Here is a 24,217-nt window from a genome sequence, read left to right as displayed (position 1 = left end):
GACAAAACGCGCTCCGTGCAGAGTTGTTCAGAGGTTCCTTAGGCCACCGACTTGCCCTCGAAAAGCTGCCTGTAGTGTTTCCAGTGACCGCTGGGTCGCATCGTGGCGACCCCTCGGTCGATGGCTGCCGCCATGCCAGCGGGATCGGGCCTGTCCAGCCACTCGGCCAATTGTGCAGCCACTTCGCCGGAATCGTTCTGCAGGTCGCCGCGGGAGAAAACGTGGAAATCGAGCGGCAGCTTCTCCATCATCGTCTCAAGCGCAGCCTGCTCACGCTGCCACATCGCGCGCAGGGTCTCGACGCCGCGGAAACCCGCCAGTCGCCATTCCAGCTCCAGGTCGCGAAGCTCGGCATCGGCGAGGATCACGGTGCTGCCGGGCAGGAAGCGGGCAATCGCCGGCAATGCGGCGGCCGGCAGCCACATGGTTTCCAGGGCATATTTCCTTTCGGTACCGGCTTCACGCAGGTAACGTTTGCGCGCCAGACGGCACTGGGTCTCGTCGGCGGCAACCAGTCGATCCGGCCCGGCCGGCAGGCCCAGCGCCTCGCGTCGACGCTCGCCGCCCTCGCGGCCGAGCGTGGCGACAGCACCGCTTTCAGCCAGCGCGGCGACAAGCGCCTCGCGGCCGCTACCGGGCCAGCCCAGAACGAATATCGCCTCGGGGCGACCGTCGTCGGGTGACGATTTCGGCCAGTCATCGGTCTGAAGGCCGGCAAGGGCCTCGTACAAGGCGGCGGGCATCTCCCTGTCGCGTTCCCGGAATACCGGGGGCAGGAACCAGCCGGTGCGCGGCAGGTGGTCGCCCGCTGCTTCATGGCGCCCCACGCGATCCAGGGCACGCGCCAGCATCCAGTGCACTTTCGGCTCGGCCGAATCTTCGTCCGCGAGGGGCTGCAGGGCATCGATGCAGCCGGCCGGGTCGTCAGCCTTCAGCGCCAGACGGGCGCTGAGCAAACGCGCCTGGGTGCGAATGTGCTCGTCATCGTCATCGTGCAGCCCCTCGGCCAGTTCGGCTGCACGATCACGGTCTCCTTCGCGTTCGGCCAGCCGGGCCCGAATCAGCCGTTCGGCCCCGGGCCAGTCTTTTTCGAGGCCCTCAAGCAGCTCTCCCGCGGCGGCCGGATCCCCGGTTTCCAGGCGCAGCTCGGCCAGGGCCAGTGTGTCTCCCGGATCAAGCGAGCGCGAGCGAGCCAGGGCCTCGAGCATTGAGCGCGCCTCGACGTCACGGCCGAGTCGGCGTACGCACTGGTATTCGATGCGGAACAAGCGACCGTCGTAAGCACCCAGCCTTCCGGCCCGGGCCACGGCGTCCAGGCATTCTTCCAGGCGCCCGCGCTCAAACAACAACTGCGCCTTCGCCGCGTGAAGGTCCGGGGCGTCGGGGACGACTTCCAGCGCGTTATCGAGGCAGCGCTCGGCAAAGTCGGGATGGCCGCGATGCCGAAAGATTCGCGCCATGACGATCTGTGCCGGAACGCTCCGCGGCTGCCTTTGAACCGCCTTGGCGGCCAGTTCCTGCGCCTGGTCAAGGCGACCCACCGCGAAGTGCCGCTCGGCCAGGCCGACAAGGGCCGGCACACATTCCGGGTCGGCACGCAGGGCCGTCTGAAAATGCCCCTCGGCGCCCTTCTGGTCACCGCTGGCCAGGCACTGTCGACCGCGCTCGACGCGGGCCAGTGCATGGTTGGGATCGAGCAAGATGGCCTTCTGCAGCGCCTCGGTCGCTCCTGCTTCGTCGCCGGCCTGGCGGCGGGCGCGACCCAACTGAAACCAGGACTCGGCGCGCGAGTCGTCCATATCGACAGTTCGCTGTAGGGTTTCCAGGGCGTCGTCGCCCCGCGCCCGGGCCTGCTGGCAGGCAGCGATCAGCAATTGGAGATCGACGTGCTTGTCCTCGGAAAGCACCTCCATCAGGTCACGATAGGCTTTTTCGGCGCCCTCGTAGTCACCACGCTCGAACAGGCCGCGGGCCTGCCGGATCAGGTCTTCGTCAGTCTGCATAATTCGCTCTTCAGTCTCTGTTCTATCCAGCTGTCCAGCCGCCAATTGGCGAGGAAGCCGCAATGGCCGCCGTGGGGCAGCATTTCAATATCCAGCGCCGCCGGGCGCGGCAAGGCCTCGAAATCCCTGATCGGAATGATCGGATCGTCCGCGGCGGTGATGATCAGGGTCGAGGTCTCCAGCCCGGCGAGATAGTCGCCGGCCACCGAATACCCTTCGAGGTAGGCGTCGAGATCCTCGAAATCCGTCAGGCGCTCGATCAGCCACTCCGTCTGGGCGCGAACGCGGCCCAGGCGAAACCAGTCCTCCAAATTGTACCGCTCCGGAAACAATGATTGCTTGTGCTTGAGCGATCGGCGCCACTTGTGCACGAAGTAGCGCTCGTAGATGGGCAGGCCCTGTTCCATGGCGTCGAGCACGTGATGCGGTCGGATCACCGGGCTGACCGCGATGGCGCGGCGGATGTCGATCCCGCGCTCGGGCGCTTGGCGGGCGATGCGCAGCGTGAAGTTCCCACCCAGGGAAAACCCGGCCAGGAAGACCGGGCCGTCATACTCGCCGGCGACAGCGGCCACGACATCGAGTACCTCGTCGAGCAGGCAGGAATGGAACAGCCCCTCGTTGAGATGGTGCGAGTTGCCGTGGTCGCGGAAGTTGAGCCGGAAGGTATCGAAACCCGCCCGGTCGAGCGTCACCGCCGTCGACAGCAGGTAGTTGGAATCGGCGCTGCCCTCCCAGCCGTGGAGCATGATCACCAGCGCGTCGCGACGATCGGTCTGCGCCCGGTTGGCAAATCCCAGCAGGCGGGTACCGTCATTGGCGGTAACGATCCGCTCGGTGCAGCGCGACAGGTATTCGGCCGCGCGCTTTCGCACCTTGCGCCGACGCCAGGGGCCGGAGGTGAGGATCGACTGCACATGCGGGCTGGTCAGCAGCCCGCGCGGCTCGAATTCGGGCAGGGGCGATTCAGGCGTTGTCATAGAAATCCTTGACCACGGCGCCGGCCTTCTCGGCCAGGCGGCGCCGGCCGTTATCGTAATCGAGTATCGGCTCGCCGATCATGATCCGGCCGGTCAGCGGCGGCTCGGCCATCAGGCGGAAGAAATTGCGCAGGAAGCTCTCACCGGGGCCGAAGACGAACTCCTCGTGCAGGTCATCCTCGCGCTCGTAGCGAATGGCGACCGGCACGACCGGCATGCGCGTTCGAATCGCCGGGGCGAACAGCGGTGCGTGAAAACGGTTGACGCCACGGTCGGGGCGAATACCGCCCTCGGGAAAGATGCCGACTCGGTCGCCGCGGCGCATCAGCGCGGCCATGCGCCGCGAAATCTTCTGGCGCGATTCGAGCCTGCCGCGCACAATGAACAGCGTGCCGCCCACCTCGGCCAGCCAGCCGATCAGAGGCCAGGCGCGAATCTCCGCCTTGGCCACTAGCCACATCGGCCACAGCGCCTGCAGCAGGACAATGTCGAGCCAGCTGATGTGGTTGGCCACGACCAGGGCCGGCCCGTCGGGCAGGCGCCCGGAAATATCCATGCGTACGCCGAACAGGCGCAGCGTGATGCGTTGCCAGGTCCGGTGAGCGCGCTTTCTCAGTGGCATCCCGGCAACGGGAATTCGGCTGATGCCGGGCAGAAAGCACAGCAGGGTCAGCGGCAATCCGATGAACACATGCAGGACGAACAGCGGCACGCGCCAGGCCAGGCGCCAGGGCGTGCGGAACGCGGGTACGCGATGGTCGGTCTCGCTCATCCTCCGGCTCCGTGGGCGTGACCGCACTGCCAGCAGGTGGTGAACTGTGCCTCCAGCCGTTCGCCGCAAACCCGGCAGGTCCAGGGTTCACCATGGTCGGGATTATCGCGTCGCTCGAGTGTCCGTTTGGCGCCTTCGAGATCTTGATTGCGGACCCAGATCGACGGTCTCGCACCCTCGGAATAGTAGATCTCCACCGCCGCCGTCCAAAGCTCCATGCTTCTCACCTGGACCTCGATACCGGCCGATTCCAGCAAGCCGCGCAGAAAGCCGGCCTCGATCGGGTCGTCGGCCGTGATCAGCTTGGTCCAGTCGCTCAATTGACAAGCCCTCGATGGGCGGAATCAGTGCGCGCGCAGGTTAGCACAGCACACCCCGGGGAACCCCCAACGTTTCACCCGCAATCTGGCATCATGTAGCGCTTGTTGAAAACAACTCTTATTCAGTGTCCTCTTCCCGGAACCCTCACATCCGCATCGCCTCGACCGGCCGCGAGTTCAGCGCCCGCCCGGATGAAACCATCCTCACCGCGGCACTGCGCCAGGGCATCGTCCTGCCCTACTCCTGCCGCAACGGCACCTGCGCCAGCTGCAAATGCCGCCTGATCGAGGGCAGGATCAGCTACCCGTACAACCCGCCAACCGCGCTCGATCAGACCGAACTGCACGACGGCCAGATGCTCAGCTGCCAGGCCGTGGCCGAGGGCGATGTCGTGATCGAATCGCGCGAGATCGAACAGGTGGAGGACATTCCCGTGCGGCTGCTGCCGGCGCGCGTGGAAACCATGGATCGCTTCACCGAGGACACCATGCGCCTGCGCCTGAAGCTGCCGGCCGCGGCGCGCCTGCAGTTCCTGGCGGGACAGTACATCGACATCCTGCTGCCCGAGGGGAAGCGCCGGGCATTTTCCATCGCCTCGCCCCCTTCGGAAGGGGACTTCATCGAACTGCACGTCAAGCACGTCGAAGGGGGCGGCTTTACCGGCCACGTCTTCGAGGACATGAAGTTGAAGGAGATCCTCAGATTCGAAGGTCCGCTGGGCACCTTCTTCTTCCGCCGCAATTCCGATCGCCCTGCCGTCCTGGCCGGCGGCGGCACCGGCTTCGCGCCGCTGAAAGCCATGATCGAGGAGCTGATCCACGCCGGCGACGAACGCCCGCTGGAACTGTTCTGGGGCACGCGCACGGCCAACGACCTCTACGCCACCGAGCTGATCCAACGCTGGCAGAAGGAGCATCCGGCCCTGAATTTCGTGCCGGTGGTCAGCGAACCCGGTACCAACTGGACCGGCGAAACCGGTTTCGTCCACGAAGCCGTCCTGCGCCACCACTCCGATCTTTCCGGCTGGGACGTCTACATGTCCGGCCCGCCGGCCATGATCCACGCCGCCCGCCCGGCGTTCCTCGATGCCGGCGTGCCGGAAGACCGCCTATTCTACGATTCCTTCGACTTCGCACCGGACGTGCCGCCGGCGAGCGACTGAGAATCCCAGGCAACCCCCGGTAGCCTGTTATTCATTCAGCTAAGTCGAAACTTGATTCGGCTTCTCAACGCTTTCATCTTCCGAAGCACTGTCGAAATCGGCCTCCTCGGCCGCCGCGCTGTAGCTGTAGGGCTCACCTTCCTCGTCCTGAAGCTGATAATCGTAGGCCGCCTGCAGGCCGGTCTCCTCTTCTTCGACTTCGGCTTCTTCCGCCGCTTCTTCGATGTAGCGCGGATAAAACGGCGACAGCATCGCCACCAGGATGCCGAAGGCCGAGAAAGTGGCAAAGGCATCCGCGTAGCCGAATTCATCGACCATCGCGCCAACGACGGGTGAACCAACCGCCTGGCCGAGTGCGCAGGCCATGAACGGCAACACCGGCCCCATCGAGAGTCGGCCGGGCAGCAGGCGAATGCCGGTCATCAGGTACAGCCCGGTCAGGCTCATGTAGGCCATGCCGAAGACCAGCGCGGAAAATGCCGCCAGCACGATCTGGCCGGGGCTGGCCGCGATCAGGGCCACGCTCGCCGAGAGCATCATCAGCATCAGTGCATGCGTGATGGGCGGGTTGTTACGGTCAGCCAGGTCGGCAATGACGGCACCACCCAGGCCGGCGATGCCAACAGCCAGCCAGAGCCAACCGCTGGCCCCGGGCGCCAGCCCGCCGAGGCTCACGACCAGATCCGGGGCGAAAATCCAGTAAGCGGCCGAGATGAAGCCCATGGCGAAGCCGAACAGCGAGAGACGCAGCAGCCGCCACCATTGCAGCTTGCTGATCGGCGGTGGCGGCGCGGCACCCGCTGGCACGAAGGCCGAGACCGAGGGAATGAACAGCCAGGCGGCAACCACGCCGATGCCCGCCAGGACGGCAAACGATCCATACGCGAAACGCCAGTTACCCGCCAGGAACAGCACCGCGGGCACGGCGACGATCACGCCGATGCTGGTTCCCGCGTTCAGGACCGAACTGACGCGTCCGTGCAGCGTGCGTTTGACCAAGGCCTGCATTGCGGCGGTGAGCGCCGGCATCATCAGGCCGGTGCAGATACCGCAAGCGAATACCCCGATTCCGAGCGACAGCGGGCCGATGGACAGGCTGATCAGCGCGAGCCCCACTACGCCGAACCCGCCTGAAATCACGGCCGTGTAGCGTGCGCCGAGGCGCTCGGCTGAAAGTGGGGCCACCATCGTCGCCAGCAGGAAGCTGACTAACGGCAGGGCGCCGATGATGCCGATGACATAAGGCGTCAATCCCAGGTCGGCGCGGATGGGCGGCACGAACAGACCGAACGCGAAACGCGCCAGGCCGTAGCTGATCGCGACCAACGCGGCGCCGAACAGCGCGAAGCCCGTCGTCGAAAGCGACTTCATGCCGCCCGCACCCTCCGAGACTCTACGTTCGAATTGCCTTTGGTCACCATGCAGCCCTCACCTGGAAGGGAAACAGAGTCAGATACTACACCGCGCGGCGGATGGCTTGCCGAGTCAGCAAGTTACGCCGGCCTCAGGCCACCGTACCAGTAAGCCGCGGTTACGCCGCCGTCCATCAGAAAATCGCTGCCGGAGATGAATTGTCCCTCCGGCCCCATCAGGAGCGCGCCGAGGTTGCCGACTTCATCCGGGGTCCCGGCGCGCCCGGCCGCGCACACCTCGATCATCCGCCGGTAATCCTGGCTGTGCGGGCCGCTGAGTTCTTTCCTGGACAGGGGCGTGACGACAATCCCCGGGCTGATGGCATTGAGTCGCGCGCCGCGTCGGGCCCATCGAACCGCCTCGGCCTGAACCCTTAGCGAGCTGCCGCGCTTGGCGATCTGGTAGGCCCGCAATGAATCCGTCACTTCATCGGCCTGAAGCATGGGCAGGTCGAGCAGATCGTCGGCCGGCGTGGTCGCCAGCGCTGCGGCATCTTCGGACGCCAAGGGCCCCAGACGGTGCCCTGCTTGCGAGCTGACCACCACGCCTGAGCCGCCGCGGGCGATCACGTCTCCAAAGGCTTCGAGCACGACTGCGGCGCCAAAAAGATCGACCTTGAAGATCACTTCCGGCGGGGCGCTGGAAGGCGAGACGCCAGCGGAGTGGATGATACCGGTGACATCGCCAAGACCCAGCGCTTCCGCGACCAGTTCGTCGACGGATGCCCTGGAAGTGACGTCAACCGTCGTGGGACGGACATCGAACCCGGCATCCGTCATCGTGGAGGCCACGGCTTCCGCATTCTCTCGTTGAATATCGGCGAGCAGAACCTGTTTGCCCGCGCTCACGCGCCTGGCGATGGCCTGGCCAATCGCCCCCGATCCGATGACAACAATGACATCTGCCATAAATGCTCCCTGTCTGATAGAGGAATTGACGTCGATCCGCGACGACACTCGCACATGTGGTTTACGGGCTGTCGCCGTGACCGACCATCCTAACCGGGTCAAGCAGGCCCTCGAAAGAAAGTCGCAGGTGGGGGACCGCTTCAGTCTTGCCCGCCATGTTGAAGCGGGATATGGCCGGCAAAGCGGTTGAACTCCTCGGCGGAGAGGGGTTTCGCGAACAAGAAGCCCTGCACGAGTTCACAACCGTGTTCACGCAGGATGTCGAGTTGCGCCTCGGTTTCCACACCCTCGGCAAGGACTTTCAGCTTGAGATTCTGGGCCAGCGACAGCGAAGCAATGACCAGCTCTGCGTCTTTCGGATCCTCGGTGATATCACCGACAAAGCTGCGATCGATCTTGAGCGTATCGAAGGGAAAGTGGCGCAAATAGCTGAGCGAGGCATAACCGGTGCCAAAGTCGTCCATGGCAATACTGACGCCGCGCTTTTTGAGTTCCGCCAATGCGCTAGCCGCCTGCCCCCGCTCGTCGAGCAGAACGCTCTCGGTGATTTCCACCTGCAACGCACAGCCCGGAACCCCGGCAATGGACAACGCCTCGTCCACAATGGCCACCAGGCGCGGATCGCGGAACTGCTGGGGCGAGACATTGACCGAAATCCAGAAGTCCGGATTGCGCTGGCCACGCCAGCGCGCGGCTTGCTCGAGGGCCCGGCCCAGCACATGCCTGCCAATGGCGTCGATCTGGCCGGTCTGCTCGGCGATTGGGATGAACTCATCCGGCGACACCTGGCCCAGAGTCGGGTTGTGCCAACGCACCAGGGCTTCGGCACCGACCACGGCGCCATCGCGCAGATCGACGATGGGCTGGAATACCAGCGACAGTTCGTCCCGTGCCAGAGCGCCTCGCAATTGCTCTTCCACGCTCTGGCGCCGCTCCACGGCCTGGTTCATCGCCGGCGTGAAGTAGTGATAGGTATTGCGGCCCTCGCCCTTGGACTGGTACATGGCAATGTCGGCGTTACGCAACAGGTCTTGCGAGGTGGTGCCGTCCTCGGGGGCGATGGCGATACCCAGGCTGGCGGTAAGCATGAACTCCCTGCCCTGGATGTGGAACGGGTCCCGAAAACTCTGCAGCAGCTTCTCGGCCACCGGAAGAGCCGCCGTGGCGTGAGGCAGGCCACCAGCCACGATCAGAAATTCGTCGCCGCCGAATCGCGCCACGGTGTCCTGTTCGCGCACGTCCGCCAGCAACCGTTGGGCCGCTTCACGCAGGAGTTGGTCGCCGACCTCGTGACCCAGGGTGTCGTTGGCCTTCTTGAAGTGATCCAGGTCCAGGAACAGCACAGCCACTTGCTCGTCACTACGCTGCAGGGCCTTGAGCAACTGGTCCAGGCGGTCCAGCGCCAGGATGCGGTTGGGCAACTCCGTGACTGCATCGTAGTGCGCCAGCTGGCGCATCTTCCGCTCGGCCTCGCGCTGCTGGGTGATGTCGCGCAGCGTGCCGGCGCAGCCGATAATCCGGCCGTCCTCGTCCCTGGTCGCGCGGACGTTAACCTCGACCCAGCGGGAGTCGCCCTGGCGAGTCCGGTAGCGCACCTCCGACCGCGCCACGGTCTTGCGGCCCGCCATTAGCTGGCGAAATTCACGGTCGCTGCCGCCGCGATCCTCGGGATGGACGAACTCGATATAGCGTTGTCCCAGGGTTTTCTCGACGGGAAACCCGGTAATCTCCTGCCAGGCCGGGTTCAGGAAGGTCCAGCGACCCTCCACATCGGCCTGGAACACCACTTCCCGGATATTGTTCACCACGGACCGGTACCTGGCCTCGCTTTCCGCGATCGCGGCTTCGATGCGCTTGCGTTCGGTAATGTCCTGGATGAAGCCATACATCCGGCGCGCGTTTTCGGGCGTGCCCTCGATCTCCGCGTGAACCTTGATCCAGCGCAGCTCACCGTCGTCTTGGCGCTGGATACGGTGTTCAATGTCGTACGGGACACCCGTCTTCAGTGTCAGGCGTAGCCGCTGTCGCACCTCCTCGAGATCGTCCGGGTGCGCGATTGCCACCACCTGCTCCCGGGTCAGGACGCCGGCGCGGCAACCAGTAACCCGGCACCATTCCTCGGATGGAGAAAAGGCATCACGCTCGAAATCCCACTCCCAGCTGCCCAGATGGGCCAGACGCTCGGCGTGGGTGCGGAGCGTCTCGCTGTCATGCAGGGCGCGGGCGGTGCGCTCGCGCTGGATCACGGCACCGAATAAGTCGGCCAGCACCTGCAGCAGACGGATTTCCTCCTCGCCCCAGGCTCGTGCACGGCGGACGGAGTCGAAGCCGACGAAGCCGTGCAACTCGCCGCTGACGACAATGGGCACGACGACCAGGGACTGAATGTCCTCGGACTCGAAAACGGCGCGGTCGTCATCCCAGTCCGGAGTCAGGTCGGCGACGCACGGCACATGCATGACCTGGCGACGCTCCATCAATTCCACCACCTTCGGCACCGCCTCGCGCGGCAAGCCTTGGAGGTTGTCGATCTCGGGCGTGATCCCGGGTGCGCACCACTCGTGGGTGTTGTCCATCAACGCCCGATCGTTCTTGAAACGGAAGAGGTAGCTTCGGTCGACGTCGCAATAGCTGCCCACACGGCCGAGGACGTCGGTGATCACTTCGTCCAGATCAGCCGAACCGAGTGCGATGAAGCGCTTGGATGCTTCCACCAGGGTGCGCTGCAGGCCGGAAAGATAATCCAGCGCCGCCTCGGTGCGATACACATCGGTCATGTCGATGCCCAGGCCCGTGAGAAATTCCTCGCCGCCGAGGGTGATGCGCTGGCCCTGGAAGTGGTAGTCGAGCAATGTGCCGTCCTTCAACCGCAACGGCGCCTTGAGTACCGCCTGCCCTTCTTCGAAGACCGCGCGCATCGCCTCGTCTGCCTTGCAATGCTCGGACTGCTCGAAGAAGTCCCATACGGTCATGGTCTCGATCTCGTTGGCCGAATACCCGGTGACCGTTTCCAGATTGGCGTTCCATTGGCGGAATCGGCCTGACTTATCCATCAGGTAGAAGATGCCGGGCAGGCTGTTGACGATGCCGTTGGAGAAATCCGCCTGCCAGCGTTGCTCGGCCTCGACGCGACGGCGCTCGGTAACGTCGCGGATGGAAGCAACGGCCAGCATCCCCTCGTCGGAGGCCAGCGGGCTCAGGCTGATTTCCACGGGAAACACACCGCCATCGCGGCGACGTGCATCCAGGGCCAGCGGCGCGCCCATGGGACGCACCGCGGGACGGTCAAAATACTCCCGCCGATGTTCTGCGTGGCCTGCAGCCAGGTGTTCGGGCACGAGCACCTCCAGCAACTGGCTCTCGAGCTCCTTGCGCTCGTAACCGAAAAGCACTTCCGCCTGGCGGTTAGTCAGTCGGATGCGTCCATCCCGATCCACTACCACCATGGCATCCGGAACGGCGTCCAGAAGCTCCTGCAGGTCGCGATGACCCAGGCTGTCGACGCTGTCGATGGCACCGGTCGTCTCCAAACCAGCTGCAGAGTGTGAATTTGGGTGGGACGTCGTCAACGGCACTCCCCTTCGAAGCTGTGCCTGAAACCGATGAAACGTATCGTACCTCGGATATGGGTGGCAAACGGCTGCGTCCTGGTTTCCCGCTACTGAGGGCAGCAGAACATAATGCTCACGGCGTTGGCCACAGGGAACTGCGGCACCGTCGATGACACACCCAGCATCGCTACCGTATCCGTCCGACGCCGACCACGACCACTGACAGGATGAGGAGCATCATGCCGACTAATCCGAGACTTGAAACCGTTGCAACAGAGAAATTCTGGAACAACGGCTGCCCCCGGCAACCGTGGGTGAGCCAGAATGGCAGTTGATCGGTGGCGTGCGGGTCGCTCATGATGCCACTAACGCCTCCGGGGACGACGTCGCAGGTCTCGATACCGTCAGGTGACAACTCGGCGACGAATCGCCGCGCGGCACCCGAACCGAACATGAACTCGTTCGAGCTATCAGCACGGGCACTGTGGCTGGCCTGATCGACGGTGAGGAAACCACCCGAACGGGCCAGACCCGGAAGTCTCGCACCCAGGCTGCTGAACCCGCCCGCCGGCGGCACGCTGTTCGCCCCGCCGAGGGGATGATCGAGAACGATCCGGTGAAGCCTGCCCCACCGGTAGTCTGACTGATCGGTCGATCCTCCAAACGCATCGTCCATCGCCGGACTGGCGAGAGCTGCGAGCGATTCGGACAGCGCGCTCAGGACCACGCCATCGAGATCGCCGCCCGGGATCAACTCGAGGCCGGAAGCGCCGCTGCCGCCATTGCCCGGGAAGCCCGCGAACAGGTGTGCAAGCGCTTTGAGGCTGTCCACCGACCCTGGCCGGGGCAGTCCGCCGGCACCGTCGAGGGCATCGTCGATCGTGAGGCTGATGATGCGCTCGCGCCACACGGCGTAGATCGTCGCAGCGACACTGGCATCGACCTCGGCGGCAGTGGGCGCCTGAAGATCGTTTGGGTCGTCACCGGGATCATATCCGGGTTGGATGCCGGTCGGCGTGCTTCCGTCCCAGGCGGCGAGCCGCCCCACCGCCTCGGCCATCGCCGCGGCATCGGCTCCGGGCCAAGTGTCGCCGAGCCGCTCCCAGGCATCGGTAATATAGGGAACGAAAAACAGCGCGTCTTCGAGCACATTATCCGCCTGAATTGCTCGCGCCTCGTCCATGGAGATCTTACCCCCGCCGGCAAGCTCGGCCTCGATGCGACCTAGAATGCGCTTGGCGCGCAGCCCGGGCGCCCAGGTACGCCCGAGATAGAAGACGCCACCGTCGGGACGGGTTTCGTTGAGCGGGTCGTTGTCGAAGGTGAGGCCGAGGAGATCGTTGTTGGCGGCTGCGAGCCAGCCTTTGGCAGGATCGACGGCCGAAGGCAGTTCGGCCGCGGGAAGTACTTCGAAGTCGATCGAGCGTGTCGGGTCGACGGATGTCGCCGGCACCCACTCGTGGAACCGTGCTCCAGTGCCGTCACGGAGCAGGAAAGGCGGCACGCCGCCGTCGGCAGTCCCCAGCTCCTGCAGGTCCTCCCGCAACGGAATCTCGCCGCTCGCAAACCAGGCGATCGTCCCGTCGATATCGGCCCAGGCCCATGCCTGACTGCCCGTGTCCCATGAGGCGAGGGCGTCGTGAAACTGATCGACCGTGTAGGCGCGGCGGAATCCCAGCAGCGCCTCGATCTCTCGGGTCGCGCCGCTGCCGGTGTACTGGACGCTGATCGCCGTGGAATCGTCGGTGTCGATCTCGATGATCGGTCCGTTATTGCGCCTCGGGACGAGTATGGTTTCGGCTGGCACGCCCGAGCCGCTCCCGGCCTCGACCAGATTGTCGTCGGTGGAGTCGCCAACCTGATTGACCATGAATGACTGTGAGATGGTGTCGACCGGTTCAAGCGAACCGTCGAAGGTGGTGTGAGTGGGCAAACCGGTTCCCGAGTCGATCACGACCTCCTCGAGGTAGACGTCGGTGACGTCGGCCGGGTCCCGGGCACCGGCCCAACAACCTCGCGGATTGCAGCCGTGCAGCACGGCCGGGATACCCGGAAGGGTGACACCGCTTACCCGCATCTCCGGATCGGTGTCGGCGGTGACTTCGATGCTCACCTGGTGAAAGAATGCAGGCATATTCAGGGAAAGATGCGGGTCACTGGCGAGAATCGGACGGCCCGAAGCCGTGATGTCTCCGGAAAGGATCCACCAGTTACTGCCCCGTTCCCCGGCACTTCCTTCCAGCGCCTGCTCAAGCAGCGGCACCTCGGAAAGACGATCGACCGTCTCCTCAAGCAAAGGACTTGAGCGGCGGATGTAGTCAGGCACATCCGGAGCTTCGGCGCGCTCGGCTTCCACCACGGAAGCCCCCTCGGCGCTTGTCGCCGGGGCGAAGGGGGCAGAGCGGAACAGGTCCTCGTAAAAAAGCGCCTCTCCGTCGAAGCCGGACCCGCTGCCTGCCGCCTCGTATTGCGCTATGGTCAACGAGCGATCGAGGTCAGAGAGATCGAATGACCATCCGAAGACCAGAAGCTTCAGCACGGTGAGACTATCGACGGGTGTCCATGCGGGGATTGAAGTACGGGTAAGTTCGAGATCCGCATACTCCGGCGGCAACGGTTGGTCCGTGTCATCGAGAACGGCGTTGACCCCGTCCGCGTACGCCTGGAGCCATGCCATCGTCGTGGCATCGAGCACCGGCGCGGTCTCGTCGGCGGCGCGACGAAGGCCCAGCGTTCTGAACTGAACATCGGAAGGAAGTGCTGACGACCCGAGGAGTTCAGCAAGGCGCCCACTTGCCTGGCGGCGCAGAAGATCCATCTGGAAGAGACGATCCTCGGCGTGAACGACGCCGAGCTCATATGCTGCCGAGAGATCATCGTCCGCCGTGATATGGGCAATGCCCCAGTCATCCCGCGTGATCTTCCGTTCTGAGGTTGCCTCAGTGAGCCAATGCGTTTGCGAAGATTCTTCCGCAGCCGCGACCGGGACCATAAGCAGTACCAGGGTGGCAATGACGGCAAGGTTCTTCTTCATCTCTCCTCCTTATCCGGGACACTACTGGTACCGAATCGGTTGGCACGATGCCAGGCCAGAAGGCGTGAGGTGGCAACCTGTCGAGTCAGCAGGTACGGCAGTGAAGCACTACGGAGTATAAGCGCCCTATTTCCCGAATTCCAACCAGCACCCCAATCAGCGTCGGACTCGTACTTTGCCCCCGGTGAAACGTTTAACTCAAGCGGATAGGAACGCGTCCCCGTTTCATAATTGCCTGTGCATGCACGACCCTCCGCAAGTCAATCTGAAACCGAACTATAGTTTCTCCTGAAACCCATCCATAAATACCTCATCAATCAGGTACTCAATGGCACCCATATCCGGAAAGGGCCCGACAACGCGGCTAAAGTCAGCTCCGCGTTGGTCGAATTGCGGCATAGGCAGTGCGAGAACAGCACCCGCATCAAAAGCGGAACTCGCTTCATCAATTGCATGCGTGCGAGTTGGCCCACCAAACTGTCCCAGCTCAGAAAGATTTGCATTGGGGTCGTTCAGAAGATTCCCAACCTGATTCTGAATCAGAGAGCCCTGCGTATCACTTACCAGGGTGTGGCGGAGAAGGCAGGCGCTTCCGAAAAGGTCTGGACCGTTATTTGCAATATTGTCGCTTATGATCGAATTGGCAATATCACATGCCCCGGAATCTATGAATATGCCTCCCGATTCGGTGGATGCGGAATTGTTGGCAATTGTGGAAAAACTGATTTCCACTGCTTCAGTCGCTTGTAGAGACATCCCCGCCACATCTTGAAGAGACTCGTTTCCGGAGACGGTAGCGTTCTGAATCCAGACAGAGGATACATTGCCCGCAACACTTATACCCCCGATGGACTCCGTTGCCGTATTTTCAGAAATCTCGGAGTTGCTTATCCGCAATCGTACAGACGCATCCTGCATCTCAGGCTTCAGGCCACCTCCTCCTGATTTTTTGGATCGGTTCCCCACCACTGCAACCTGGTGCCATTCGACCAAATTACCATCACCTTCAAATTGAAACCCGCCAAAAGAGCCCTGCGCAGCCTTGTTTCCGACAACTCTCACGTTCTGCAAGACGGCATTTGAGGTGCTTTGATCCAATCGGACATAAAGGCCGCCCGCACTTCCGCTCAATGACTCATTTTCAATGAAGTCAGAGTTTTCCAGCATGAATTCGCCAGAGGCTGAGATAGAGAGCCCTCCAGCATCAAATTCTGATGTGTTTTGCTCGAAGAGGCTGTCTTTGACCGTGACCGAGGAACCCGAAAAGGTGGCGCCCCCTGCACTTCGGGCATCGTTATTCAAGACCGTATTCCCAATGAACTCAAAGTGATTTCCGGAGCCGCCCATGGCCATAACCGCACCCCCTGTCCCCTGGCTAGAAGAGTTTGAGAGAAACTGATTATCAGAAAGCTCGATAGCGCCAATACCAGCTGATCCATTAATCTGGAAAAACGCTCCCCCGCCCGAGCCACCATCACTTGCGACGTTGTTCTCAATCACATTGGAAGAAAAAACAAAGCTCTGGGAGATGTCATCCACATCAAGAAGGAAACCGCCCCCAAATGAGTCACTCGAGTTTCCAATAAATTCGTTCGACTCCAAATCTAGCGAGGCGATTGTGCTGGCTCGTATTGCCACAGCGCCGCCTCCCATTCCTGCAAACCCTCTTTCAAATTGATTATTTATGAATTTCGTGTTGGAAATAATCACGGAACCCTCGAATGCCAGAAAGCTAACTCCGCCACCGCGTGCAATACCGAGATAGGGCGTAACATCTGATGGCCCGGCCGAATTATTCCGGACAATGCTGTCTCTGATTTCCAGAAAACCCTCCGAGCTCTCTGGCGGGAAATGCCAAATGGCAGCTCCTTGATCAAGAGCGCTGTTAGCATCCATCACGACGTCCTGCAGAATGAGCGATTGACTGGTGGAGCGGATCCCAGCACCAATTGTTCCTGTTTGGCCACCTGTAATCGTCAGCCCGGAAATAGTGATATCAACGATGTCACCTGAGTCTACTTCCATCACTGGCCCGGATTCCTGGCCATCAATTGTCAAAAGGCCGGACCCCGGGCCTTGAATCTGCATGGTGCTCTCAATGAACAGAGCAGACCCCTCTCCCCCATCACTAGGTGCACTAAGTTCGATAGTTCCGCCTTGATCAAAAAGGCTTTCAAGAAACCTTATGGAATCGGTTCCGGATGACCATGAGCAGCCACCCAGGGCAGTGGTCTGATTGATGGATTGTATAGCCGCTCTCAGGGAGCAGGCATCCGGCTCTACCGAATCCGCTAGTGTGTCTACCGTGACTGATTGAGCGTTTACCGAAGAAACACTGAAGAAAATCAAGACAACGGCCAGGGAGCGAAGCAAATTGCGCGGGACTGCCGGAAAAGAGCATCGAAATTTCATTGCACACCACAAATAAAAGGTTCCATTGCTTAAGTACGAGATTTTGGGGCAATGCAGGACACTTTTCGGGAAAACAGACATCCTTTGACCTTGTCGAGGGCTGATTACCCTGGTCCGGGTACCGTAAAACCCACCTCCGGAGCGCGAGACCTTCATACTCACACCCCGGAGCGAAGGGGTGAAAACTCATCGGCTACAGGCTGGCCCAAGATGATCTCATCGACGGCCAAGCTATGCCGGAAGGGCGAGGTCCTAATCACGATTTGTGCACCGGACCAGACACCGGCGGCGACATTGTTATTTCCTTATGTCACCGTCGACCTGGACGAGAACGGTTCCAGCCCGACAACGTTTCTGTCGGTTCGCAACAACGGCTCAGAAATGTCGCCACCACCGTAGGCCAGCCAATATCGTGGAGGCGCCCGATTTTTCCTGATTTTTCGTCCGATGCTATTCTTGTTATTCGATTCTTTGTCAAATCATGCAAAACAGGAGGGCCCATGGCCACTGCAATGGACAAGGAACTTGAGGAGCTTAAGGCCGAGTATTCCGCACTGAAGAAAGAGCTCTCGGATATGAGCAAGACCGTCTCCAGGCTGGCACAGTCCGCTACCGACGAAGGCCGGGACCGTATCCGCGCGGCGGCCGATCAGTCGCGTGAGCAGGTCCACCAGAGTTGGAGCGCGTTCGAAAAGGAAGTCGAGGAACGCCCGATGACCAGCATCGCAGCCGCTCTCGGTATCGGGTTCATTCTCGGCAAGCTGCTCAGTCGCTGAAGCCAATCGACGGTAACCGGATAACGCGATGCTGAAGAAGCTGAAAAAACGCATTGAAGCCGGCGCATTGGTCACGGCGTTGGTCGTGCCCCTGGCGTTGTGCGTGTTCGCGTTTCTCGGTCTCGCCGCCTACTTCGCGTTCAGCGAGGCCTTGCCGCCGAAACTGGCCGCGCTGGTGACGGCAGCATGCGGTATCGTCCTGATCGCCGTAATTCTGGTGATCGCGCGAATTGCCAACGCCAGCCGCGGTGCTTCGTCACGATCGGCCTCTCGGTCGGATAGAGAGGACTTCGATCTGGGTGAGGATTTCGAGGCCTTCCTGCGCGAACACGCCGACCCGGTGCTGAGCGATTGGGTCCGAAACCATCCCGACAGGGCGGCAATCGCGACGCTGGTGCTGGGCATCGCGGCGGGGTACAGCGATCGTTTCCGCCAGGTACTGATGGATCTGTATTCGCGCTATTCAGAATCCGAGTCGTTGCGTCGATCCCAGCATCAGCGCTGATGTACTGAGATCACCGGGGCGGGTGCTCGCTTGTCCCGTTCGGAGGGCGATCGCCTTATTCCTCCTCAGGAAAGGCGGGCTTAGAGCGCAGGGCAGTCCCCGGCAGTTCCAGTGTCGTCGCCCAGGCCATCCCCAGGGCCAGCCCCAGGGCGATTCCCGAAGGCGCTGCCCATCCGGCCACGACCGTTCCCAGCCCGATGGTGAACAGAACGAACGTGCCGATCGCTGCACACGCAACTGCACCTCCCCAATCCAGCAACCTGGCCGTGAGCGCGGTCATATGTACGAGCAGAACCGCTGAAACGGCGACCGGCACCGAGGGGAACTCCGCGCCGGGCACGTGCCCTTCGAGCACGAAACGATCGAGGAAATAGGCGCCCCCGGCCGCACCCACAAGACCGACGCCAATTCGAATCGCGGCGAACCACCCCACCCGCCACCAAGCAAAGATCATGAATGGCGCCGCGAGGCCCAAGACTCCGGGCCAGTGAAATGCCAGCAGCCCGCTGCGTGCGATCGAGACCGCCTCATCGGTTCGGGTGTTACCCATCCACTCGAGCACCGGAAAATCAACCAGTGCCAGGCCCCGGACCGCCTGAGTCTGACTGAACACCAGGCCGACGCCTCCGATCGCTCCCAGAAGCGCAAGAAAGCCCAGCGTCAGGCTCAGTCCCTGGGCCAGCCGGGGGTCAAATCGTCGGTTCAGCCAGCGGAATCCGGGAGCAAGCGTACGTGCGATGCCCCGGGTACCCGTTACCCGGAGCGTCAGTCGGAACAAAGCTTCAACCCGGCGCCGGTTTGCCGCCACGCGAGCCGCCAGCCACCGAATACCCACGGCGACAAGGAACAGGATCAGCACCAGCAGGGCCGCGGTACCGCTCAGATCTCTGATGACGTCCCAGGATGCGCCGAGCACGTACCCGAGCGTGGCATACACCAGGGCCCAGACCAGGCTTGCCGGCACATCGAGCAACACGAAACGCCGATAGGGAAGCCTGGAGGCGCCCGCGAGAAACGGCACGACGATTCGGGTGGGAGTGGATACTCGGCTCAGCGCAATGGCCCACTCCCCCCGCCGGTACATGAAATCCTGCGTTTTCCGGATCGAAGGGCCGAAGAATCGCTGAAGCGGGGCCCATTCCAGCATTCCGGCACCCCAGCGGCGACCCACGTAGAAGCCGGTGGCATTGCCCGCGGTGGTCGCGGTCACCACCATCCCCAGCAGGACATCCATCTCGAGGTGGCTGCGCGATGAAAGAATCCCCCCGGTTACGACGGCGAGCTCTCCCGGCGTCACGAACCCCAGGAAGAATGCACCCTCCGACCAGCAAAGCAACCCGATCAGCACGTAAACCGTGAAGGGCGAAAGGTCGAGAAGCGGCTGGAGGAGTTTGTCCATGAAACCAGGTGTGTCGGGTTTAAGCCAACAATGGTCGAACAATCGTTCTTCCACAGCCCCTTGTGGAGTATAAACAAACTAATTTGACCCGAAACACCGCCCTGAGACTGAAATCAGGCTCGACCGGGACAATGCCTGAATCACGGGTATTCGACTGCTGGCTGATCAGAGGGCAGTGGCTTCGAAGGTGTCGCAGCGCGTGGGTTCGCCGTGCTCAAAGCCGGTTCGAAACCAGCGCACGCGCTGCCTTGCCGAGCCGTGCGTGAAGGCGTCTGGCACCACCACGCCACGCGATTGCCGCTGAAGCCGATCGTCTCCGATGGCGCTGGCGGTTGCCAGCGCTTCTTCGACGTCACCGGCCTCCAGCCATTGATGACGATTCTGGGCATGATGCGCCCAGACGCCGGCATAGCAATCCGCCTGAAGTTCCTGGCGCACCAGTAGTCCGCCATCACCGTCGACGTCACGACCTGCGCGTCGGGCGTCGTTAACGGCATCCGCCGACCCGGTGATCCCCTGCACGTGATGGCCGACCTCATGGGCAATCACATAGGCTTCGGCAAAGTCGCCACCGCCGCCAAGACGCCGCTCCATTTCGTCAAAGAAAGACAGATCGATGTAGACCTTGCGATCGCCGGGGCAGTAGAAGGGGCCCATTGCACTGCTGGCGCTGCCGCAAGCCGATCGTACCTGACCCGTGAAAAGCACCAGCGTGGGTGCCGCGTAGGTCGCACCGCGTGATTCGAAGAGGACGCGCCAGACGTCTTCAGTCTCGCCAAGAATAGCGGCGACGAACTGGCTGTCCTCGTCGGCCGGATCGGGCGCAGACGCGCTTGGTGAATCATTGGCCACCGTTCGAGTCTCGGATAACAGGCCGAGCAGCTCCAGGGGGTTCTGACCGAAAAGCAGGCTGATCACGACCACGATTGCGATACCGCCGAGTCCAAGCCCACCTCCGGCTGCCACTCGACGGCCGCGACGATCCTCGACATTACGGCTTTTCCGTGCGCGTTCCCATTTCATCGCTGGTTTTGTCTTTACGACCTCCGGTGAATCAATTCCAAGCTAAGATCCAATCACCCGGTGGTCTGTACGCCACCACACCCAGACCCTGTAAAGGGTCCACAAGCAACCCAATGAGTTCGACCGCTTGCGATCAAGGGATCGATTTGCCACCGGATCGCGCCGGCGGTAGATTGGTTGAACTGTCCACTGATGCTGCGCGTACGGGAGCAGTAACCATGAAGCGAGCCAACCTTTTTTCGAGCATGCTGCTGGTGCTGATAACGGCGTCGGCCGCCGTTGCGAACGAAGCCGCGGACGTGCAGGGCGTCGATGATCGCATTGCCGCCGTCGAGGGCCTGGCCGGCCCGGAAGCCGTCCACTGGGATGCGGAGCAAGAAATCTGGTTCGTCTCGAACTTCAACGGCGATGCCGCCGACGACGCGAACGGCTTCGTTTCGAAGATCGCCTCCGACGGCGAAATCCTCGAGCTCGAATTCATGACCGGCACCGATGACCACCCGCTGCACGGTCCGCGCGGGATGCGGATCGACGGTGAACGCCTGTGGGTCGCCGATGCGGACGGCTTGCACGCCTTCGACCGCCGATCGGGCGAGCAGCTCGAATTCATCGATTTCTCTGGCTTCGAGCCGGGCTTCCTCAACGATGTCGAAATCGGGCCGGACGGCGCGATCTACCTGACCGATACCGGCAACGCGCGCCTGTTCCGGATTGCCGATGGAGAGATCGCGGTCGTCGCCGATGATGCCCTGGTCTCGCCGCCCAACGGCGTTGTCTGGGATCCGGTGCACGAAGCGCTGGTGCTCGCACCCTGGGGCGGGGGACTCGACTTTCTCGGTTATCGTCCATCGTCGGGTGAGTTGGTCGACATCACCACCCTGCCGTCCGGCGGCAACATGGACGGACTGGAGCCCTGGCAAGGCGGTCTGCTGATCGCCTCCCAGAACGACCAGGCGATCTGGTTCGTGCGCGACGGCGAGACCGAGATCCTGATCGAGACCCCGGGCCGTCCTGCCGATATTGGCCTCGATCCATCCGGGCACCGCCTCGCCGTGCCCTACATTGCCCTCGATCGCGTCGATCTCTGGAAACTTCGGGACCGGCCCTGAAGACTAGGCAGCCCTGCAGCCGGCAACTACCGGATCCGGACTCGCTGCTTCGGAGACAAGTACCAGTGAAGCCGCGGAAGCAAGCACCGTCGTGCCGGCTATTACCTGGTCAATCCGCTACGATCTGATCGCGGCCCTCGGCCTTGGCGCGGTACAAGCGGTGATCGGCCGCGCGCAGCAGCGAATCGAGATCCGAGCCGTCGCTTCCCAACATGGCGATGCCTACGCTCACAGTGTGCGGGTCCGGATTGTGTGAATCGCTCCATTGGGCCGGTTGCTCGCGCCAGGCCATGCGCAGCCGCTCGGCCACGCGACCGGCCACCTCCCTGGATGTGTTCGGCAACATCGCAAGAAACTCCTCGCCGCCGAACCGGCACAGGAAGTCCTCGTCGCGAAGCTCGGATCGGAGTCGGTGGGCAAAGTCGACCAGTGCGCGGTCTCCGGCGGCATGACCGTGGACATCGTTGATGTGCTTGAAATGATCGAGATCCATCAACAGAAGCGAAAGCGGTTGATGGTCATCGCGCGCCGCGGCACAGAATCGCTCGAAGGTCTCGTCCAGCAGATTCCGGTTCGGCAGGCCCGTCAGCGTGTCGGTGGCGGCAATCTCGCGCAGCCGGTGCTCGCTACGTTCGCGGCCGCGTTCGTAGACGTGCGCAAGCGCAAGCCCCAGCATGCCGGCCAGCGAAAAATTCGCGGTCACCGTGAACGCCGCGCTGTCAGCCGGCAGTCCAAACCGGCTCCAGGCAAGCAACGCCGCACCGGAAAGACTGGCCAGGGAAACCGTAAGGCCCAGCCGGCTGCCGAGCAGGAAATGCAGAACCAGGGGCAACAGAATCGGCCAGACAAACACCGACGGCGAGGCCCTCGGCATCGCGAGGATCGCCAGCATCGCGCCAGCCCAGGGGATCACGTAGGCGACCGCCCAGAACTTGAAATGCTCGGTGCGGCCGATGACCGGCAGCAGGACGAGGGAATAACCGACGAACGCGAATTCGACCAGGGATGCCACCCAGAGACCGCGGTACAGGTTCAGCCAGGCGAACAGAATGCCGCCCAGGGCGGTGACCACCATCATTGCCCGCAAAACGGTGCGGCGCTCGCGATGACGCCGTGGTGTCGAAATGGTCATTCCTGATCTTTCCCCCTGGACTCCAGGCGCGAGGCCGTCCACTTTCCGATCAAAGCGTTTACGCGCAAGCGGGAAGGATAAACCCCTGTTCCCAGAATGCCAATTCATTCCGAATTTCCCTCTAGAATGGCGCCATGACGGGCTCACCGGATAGACAGCTGATCATCGAGGCCACTCACCAATGGCTGGAGAAGGTCGTGATCGGGCTGAACCTGTGCCCGTTTGCCGCCTTGCCGTGGCGCCAGGGCCGGGTTCGATTCAGGGTCAGCGAGGCGACCAATCAACAGCAGTTGGCCCAGGATCTGGCCGACGAGTTGCTGGCGTTGCAAGCTTCCGATCCGGCCGAGTGCGAGACCACTTTGCTGATTCATCCCCACGTGCTCGGCGATTTTTTCGACTACAACGACTTTCTCGAACTCGCAGACCGGCTTGTGGAAGACCTGGCGCTGGATGGAACGATCCAGGTTGCCAGTTTCCATCCCGACTACCAGTTTGCCGACAGCCAACCGGATGATCCGGCCAATTGCACCAACCGATCGCCCTACCCCATGTTGCACCTGCTGCGCGAAGCGAGCATCGAGGTGGCCACGGCCAACATGCCCGATCCCGATATGATCTACGAGCGCAATATCAAGACGCTGCAGGCATTAGGCATGGACGGTTGGAAAGCGTTGATGAAGGGCACGCGGAAGGAGCGGTCAGAATAAGTCCGAGAGTGCGCGCGGCGCTGTGTGTGGGGCGTCTAGTCCTGACCTTCACATCACGACGCTAAACTGGTATCCGGTTAAATAGGAACCTTCCAATGCTGCTCGGCCGTCGTTTGGCAATCGCGAGCCTGCTCACCATGGCTCTGTTCATCGCTGGCTGCGCGGGCTTCCCGCAATCGCAGGAGGGTCTGCAATTCGACGACGGATTGAGCGCCGAGCAGTGGTTCGAGCGCGTGATGCGTGCGCACGGCGGCAATCTGTCCGATGATTCCCGCGACTTCAATCTGGCCATGACCGGCGAGTGGTCGGGGCTCATCCAGCGAATCCAGCCCTTGGTCACCGACGCCGACTACCGAATATCAGCCGAGGAACGGTACCGCCCGTCGGAGGATCTCTACGTGATCCGGCACCGCGGCCCGGAAGGCATCAAGACGGTCTGGCGCAAGCGCGGGGAAATCCGGGTCTGGTACGACGGCGAGCCCGTAAACGATCCGGATGTGCTGGCCGCAACGGCCATGACCACCGACGCCTTCGAGCTGTTTCACTACGGGCCGTCCTTCCTGGCACGCCGCGCCCGGGACATGACACGGTTGCAAGCAGGCCGCGAGCGCGGTCAGGACTATCCGCGGATTCTTTTCACCATCCAGCCGGGGTTCGGACAAGCCGAGCGCGATCAGGTCGTGGCCTGGATCGACCCGGACAGCCACCGCCTGTTTCGCGTGCACATCACGCTCAACGGCTTCGAGACAACACAGAACGCTCACGTGGACACCACCTTCTCTGAATACGTGGAACAGGGTGGCTACTGGTTTCCGACCACATTCGAGGAGCGTGTTCGCGGCCCGATTCGCATCCATGCCCACGACTGGCGCATCACCGGTCGGGACATCGCACGCGGCTGGCGCAGCGAAGATGTAGAAGGGCCTGAATTCGGCGGCCCGGCCGCCCGGCCGGCCGGTTCAGGCTCCGCCAGTCAGGACTGAGCCGCGACGGTAACGCCGCCGGGCTTC

At 62.5% G+C, this 24,217-nt stretch carries 18 protein-coding genes; 6 read left to right on the top strand and 12 right to left on the bottom strand.

Annotated features, from left to right (window positions below; translation table 11 throughout):
* Positions 1-38 precede the first annotated feature (38 nt).
* Genes ACDC66_RS08375 through ACDC66_RS08360 form a run of 4 tightly spaced genes read right to left on the bottom strand, consistent with a single transcriptional unit; the run spans position 39 to position 4,075 of the window.
* Positions 39-2,003, bottom strand: coding sequence for a tetratricopeptide repeat protein (locus tag ACDC66_RS08375; RefSeq protein ID WP_376696253.1), 1,965 nt, complete (start codon positions 2,001-2,003; stop codon positions 39-41).
* Complete coding sequence (locus tag ACDC66_RS08370; RefSeq protein WP_376696252.1) at positions 1,982-2,983, bottom strand: YheT family hydrolase; 1,002 nt, start codon at positions 2,981-2,983, stop codon at positions 1,982-1,984. The genes ACDC66_RS08375 and ACDC66_RS08370 overlap by 22 nt, the downstream gene beginning before the upstream one ends.
* On the bottom strand, positions 2,970-3,755 hold the full coding sequence (locus ACDC66_RS08365) for a lysophospholipid acyltransferase family protein (RefSeq protein WP_376696251.1): 786 nt from the start codon (positions 3,753-3,755) through the stop codon (positions 2,970-2,972). Before ACDC66_RS08365 ends, ACDC66_RS08370 begins: the two co-directional genes overlap by 14 nt.
* Complete coding sequence (locus ACDC66_RS08360; RefSeq protein ID WP_376696250.1) at positions 3,752-4,075, bottom strand: putative signal transducing protein; 324 nt, start codon at positions 4,073-4,075, stop codon at positions 3,752-3,754. The genes ACDC66_RS08365 and ACDC66_RS08360 overlap by 4 nt, the downstream gene beginning before the upstream one ends.
* 125 nt (positions 4,076-4,200) lie before the next feature.
* Between ACDC66_RS08360 and ACDC66_RS08355 the strand changes: the two genes are divergently transcribed.
* A complete protein-coding gene (locus ACDC66_RS08355) occupies positions 4,201-5,238 on the top strand; it encodes a CDP-6-deoxy-delta-3,4-glucoseen reductase (protein ID WP_376696249.1) in 1,038 nt (345 codons plus the stop codon).
* A 39-nt stretch (positions 5,239-5,277) separates the two neighbouring features.
* Here the strand turns inward: ACDC66_RS08355 and ACDC66_RS08350 are convergent, their stop codons facing one another.
* The 5 genes from ACDC66_RS08350 to ACDC66_RS08330 all read right to left on the bottom strand — a co-directional run bounded on the left by ACDC66_RS08350 (position 5,278) and on the right by ACDC66_RS08330 (position 16,232).
* On the bottom strand, positions 5,278-6,609 hold the full coding sequence (locus tag ACDC66_RS08350) for an MFS transporter (RefSeq protein WP_376696248.1): 1,332 nt from the start codon (positions 6,607-6,609) through the stop codon (positions 5,278-5,280).
* Positions 6,610-6,731: 122 nt separating this feature from the next.
* The gene (locus tag ACDC66_RS08345; protein WP_376696247.1) at positions 6,732-7,559 is read right to left on the bottom strand and encodes an SDR family oxidoreductase; all 828 of its coding nucleotides are present in this window, start codon (positions 7,557-7,559) and stop codon (positions 6,732-6,734) included.
* A gap of 140 nt (positions 7,560-7,699) precedes the next feature.
* Positions 7,700-11,089, bottom strand: coding sequence for a bifunctional diguanylate cyclase/phosphodiesterase (locus ACDC66_RS08340; protein WP_376696246.1), 3,390 nt, complete (start codon positions 11,087-11,089; stop codon positions 7,700-7,702).
* Between the two features lie 208 nt (positions 11,090-11,297).
* On the bottom strand, positions 11,298-14,144 hold the full coding sequence (locus ACDC66_RS08335; protein WP_376696245.1) for a penicillin acylase family protein: 2,847 nt from the start codon (positions 14,142-14,144) through the stop codon (positions 11,298-11,300).
* Positions 14,145-14,420: 276 nt separating this feature from the next.
* Positions 14,421-16,232, bottom strand: a complete 1,812-nt coding sequence (locus ACDC66_RS08330; RefSeq protein ID WP_376696244.1) for a choice-of-anchor Q domain-containing protein — start codon at positions 16,230-16,232, stop codon at positions 14,421-14,423.
* Between the two features lie 824 nt (positions 16,233-17,056).
* Here ACDC66_RS08330 and ACDC66_RS08325 point away from each other — a divergent pair.
* Positions 17,057-17,332: an ElaB/YgaM/YqjD family protein gene (locus ACDC66_RS08325; RefSeq protein WP_376696243.1), complete on the top strand. Its 276-nt coding sequence runs from the start codon at positions 17,057-17,059 to the stop codon at positions 17,330-17,332.
* A gap of 28 nt (positions 17,333-17,360) precedes the next feature.
* Positions 17,361-17,837, top strand: a complete 477-nt coding sequence (locus ACDC66_RS08320) for a hypothetical protein (protein WP_376696242.1) — start codon at positions 17,361-17,363, stop codon at positions 17,835-17,837.
* A 55-nt stretch (positions 17,838-17,892) separates the two neighbouring features.
* Here ACDC66_RS08320 and ACDC66_RS08315 read toward each other — a convergent pair whose 3' ends face one another.
* Entirely contained in the window at positions 17,893-19,236 is a 1,344-nt protein-coding gene (locus tag ACDC66_RS08315; RefSeq protein ID WP_376696241.1) for a DedA family protein, read from the bottom strand.
* A gap of 165 nt (positions 19,237-19,401) precedes the next feature.
* On the bottom strand, positions 19,402-20,259 hold the full coding sequence (gene ypfJ / locus ACDC66_RS08310; RefSeq protein WP_376696240.1) for a KPN_02809 family neutral zinc metallopeptidase: 858 nt from the start codon (positions 20,257-20,259) through the stop codon (positions 19,402-19,404).
* Positions 20,260-20,477: 218 nt separating this feature from the next.
* Between ypfJ and ACDC66_RS08305 the strand changes: the two genes are divergently transcribed.
* Complete coding sequence (locus ACDC66_RS08305; RefSeq protein ID WP_376696239.1) at positions 20,478-21,368, top strand: SMP-30/gluconolactonase/LRE family protein; 891 nt, start codon at positions 20,478-20,480, stop codon at positions 21,366-21,368.
* 109 nt (positions 21,369-21,477) lie between these two features.
* Here ACDC66_RS08305 and ACDC66_RS08300 read toward each other — a convergent pair whose 3' ends face one another.
* A complete protein-coding gene (locus tag ACDC66_RS08300) occupies positions 21,478-22,500 on the bottom strand; it encodes a GGDEF domain-containing protein (RefSeq protein ID WP_376696238.1) in 1,023 nt (340 codons plus the stop codon).
* Between the two features lie 134 nt (positions 22,501-22,634).
* On the opposite strand from ACDC66_RS08300, the gene ACDC66_RS08295 reads away from it, so the two are divergent.
* Together ACDC66_RS08295 and ACDC66_RS08290 are read left to right on the top strand one after the other, a co-directional pair.
* Positions 22,635-23,207, top strand: a complete 573-nt coding sequence (locus tag ACDC66_RS08295) for a DUF1415 domain-containing protein (protein WP_376696237.1) — start codon at positions 22,635-22,637, stop codon at positions 23,205-23,207.
* 137 nt (positions 23,208-23,344) lie between these two features.
* On the top strand, positions 23,345-24,190 hold the full coding sequence (locus tag ACDC66_RS08290) for a hypothetical protein (protein ID WP_376696236.1): 846 nt from the start codon (positions 23,345-23,347) through the stop codon (positions 24,188-24,190).
* Positions 24,191-24,217 lie beyond the last annotated feature (27 nt).

Source organism: Wenzhouxiangella psychrophila, assembly GCF_042310375.1.
Lineage (GTDB): Bacteria > Pseudomonadota > Gammaproteobacteria > Xanthomonadales > Wenzhouxiangellaceae > Wenzhouxiangella.
This window is presented reverse-complemented; position numbering and strand designations above follow the sequence as displayed.

Excerpts from the sequence above, each read along its gene's own strand:
- ACDC66_RS08300 (WP_376696238.1), bottom strand. The coding sequence starts at position 22,500 with ATGACCATTTCGACACCACGGCGTCATCGCGAGCGCCGCACCGTTTTG.
- ACDC66_RS08375 (WP_376696253.1), bottom strand. The coding sequence starts at position 2,003 with ATGCAGACTGACGAAGACCTGATCCGGCAGGCCCGCGGCCTGTTCGAG.
- ypfJ (WP_376696240.1), bottom strand. The coding sequence starts at position 20,259 with ATGAAATGGGAACGCGCACGGAAAAGCCGTAATGTCGAGGATCGTCGC.
- ACDC66_RS08365 (WP_376696251.1), bottom strand. The coding sequence starts at position 3,755 with ATGAGCGAGACCGACCATCGCGTACCCGCGTTCCGCACGCCCTGGCGC.
- ACDC66_RS08370 (WP_376696252.1), bottom strand. The coding sequence starts at position 2,983 with ATGACAACGCCTGAATCGCCCCTGCCCGAATTCGAGCCGCGCGGGCTG.
- ACDC66_RS08320 (WP_376696242.1), top strand. The coding sequence starts at position 17,361 with ATGCTGAAGAAGCTGAAAAAACGCATTGAAGCCGGCGCATTGGTCACG.
- ACDC66_RS08315 (WP_376696241.1), bottom strand. The coding sequence starts at position 19,236 with ATGGACAAACTCCTCCAGCCGCTTCTCGACCTTTCGCCCTTCACGGTT.
- ACDC66_RS08295 (WP_376696237.1), top strand. The coding sequence starts at position 22,635 with ATGACGGGCTCACCGGATAGACAGCTGATCATCGAGGCCACTCACCAA.
- ACDC66_RS08330 (WP_376696244.1), bottom strand. The coding sequence starts at position 16,232 with ATGCAGATTCAAGGCCCGGGGTCCGGCCTTTTGACAATTGATGGCCAG.
- ACDC66_RS08335 (WP_376696245.1), bottom strand. The coding sequence starts at position 14,144 with ATGAAGAAGAACCTTGCCGTCATTGCCACCCTGGTACTGCTTATGGTC.
- ACDC66_RS08345 (WP_376696247.1), bottom strand. The coding sequence starts at position 7,559 with ATGGCAGATGTCATTGTTGTCATCGGATCGGGGGCGATTGGCCAGGCC.
- ACDC66_RS08290 (WP_376696236.1), top strand. The coding sequence starts at position 23,345 with ATGGCTCTGTTCATCGCTGGCTGCGCGGGCTTCCCGCAATCGCAGGAG.
- ACDC66_RS08305 (WP_376696239.1), top strand. The coding sequence starts at position 20,478 with ATGAAGCGAGCCAACCTTTTTTCGAGCATGCTGCTGGTGCTGATAACG.
- ACDC66_RS08325 (WP_376696243.1), top strand. The coding sequence starts at position 17,057 with ATGGCCACTGCAATGGACAAGGAACTTGAGGAGCTTAAGGCCGAGTAT.
- ACDC66_RS08350 (WP_376696248.1), bottom strand. The coding sequence starts at position 6,609 with ATGAAGTCGCTTTCGACGACGGGCTTCGCGCTGTTCGGCGCCGCGTTG.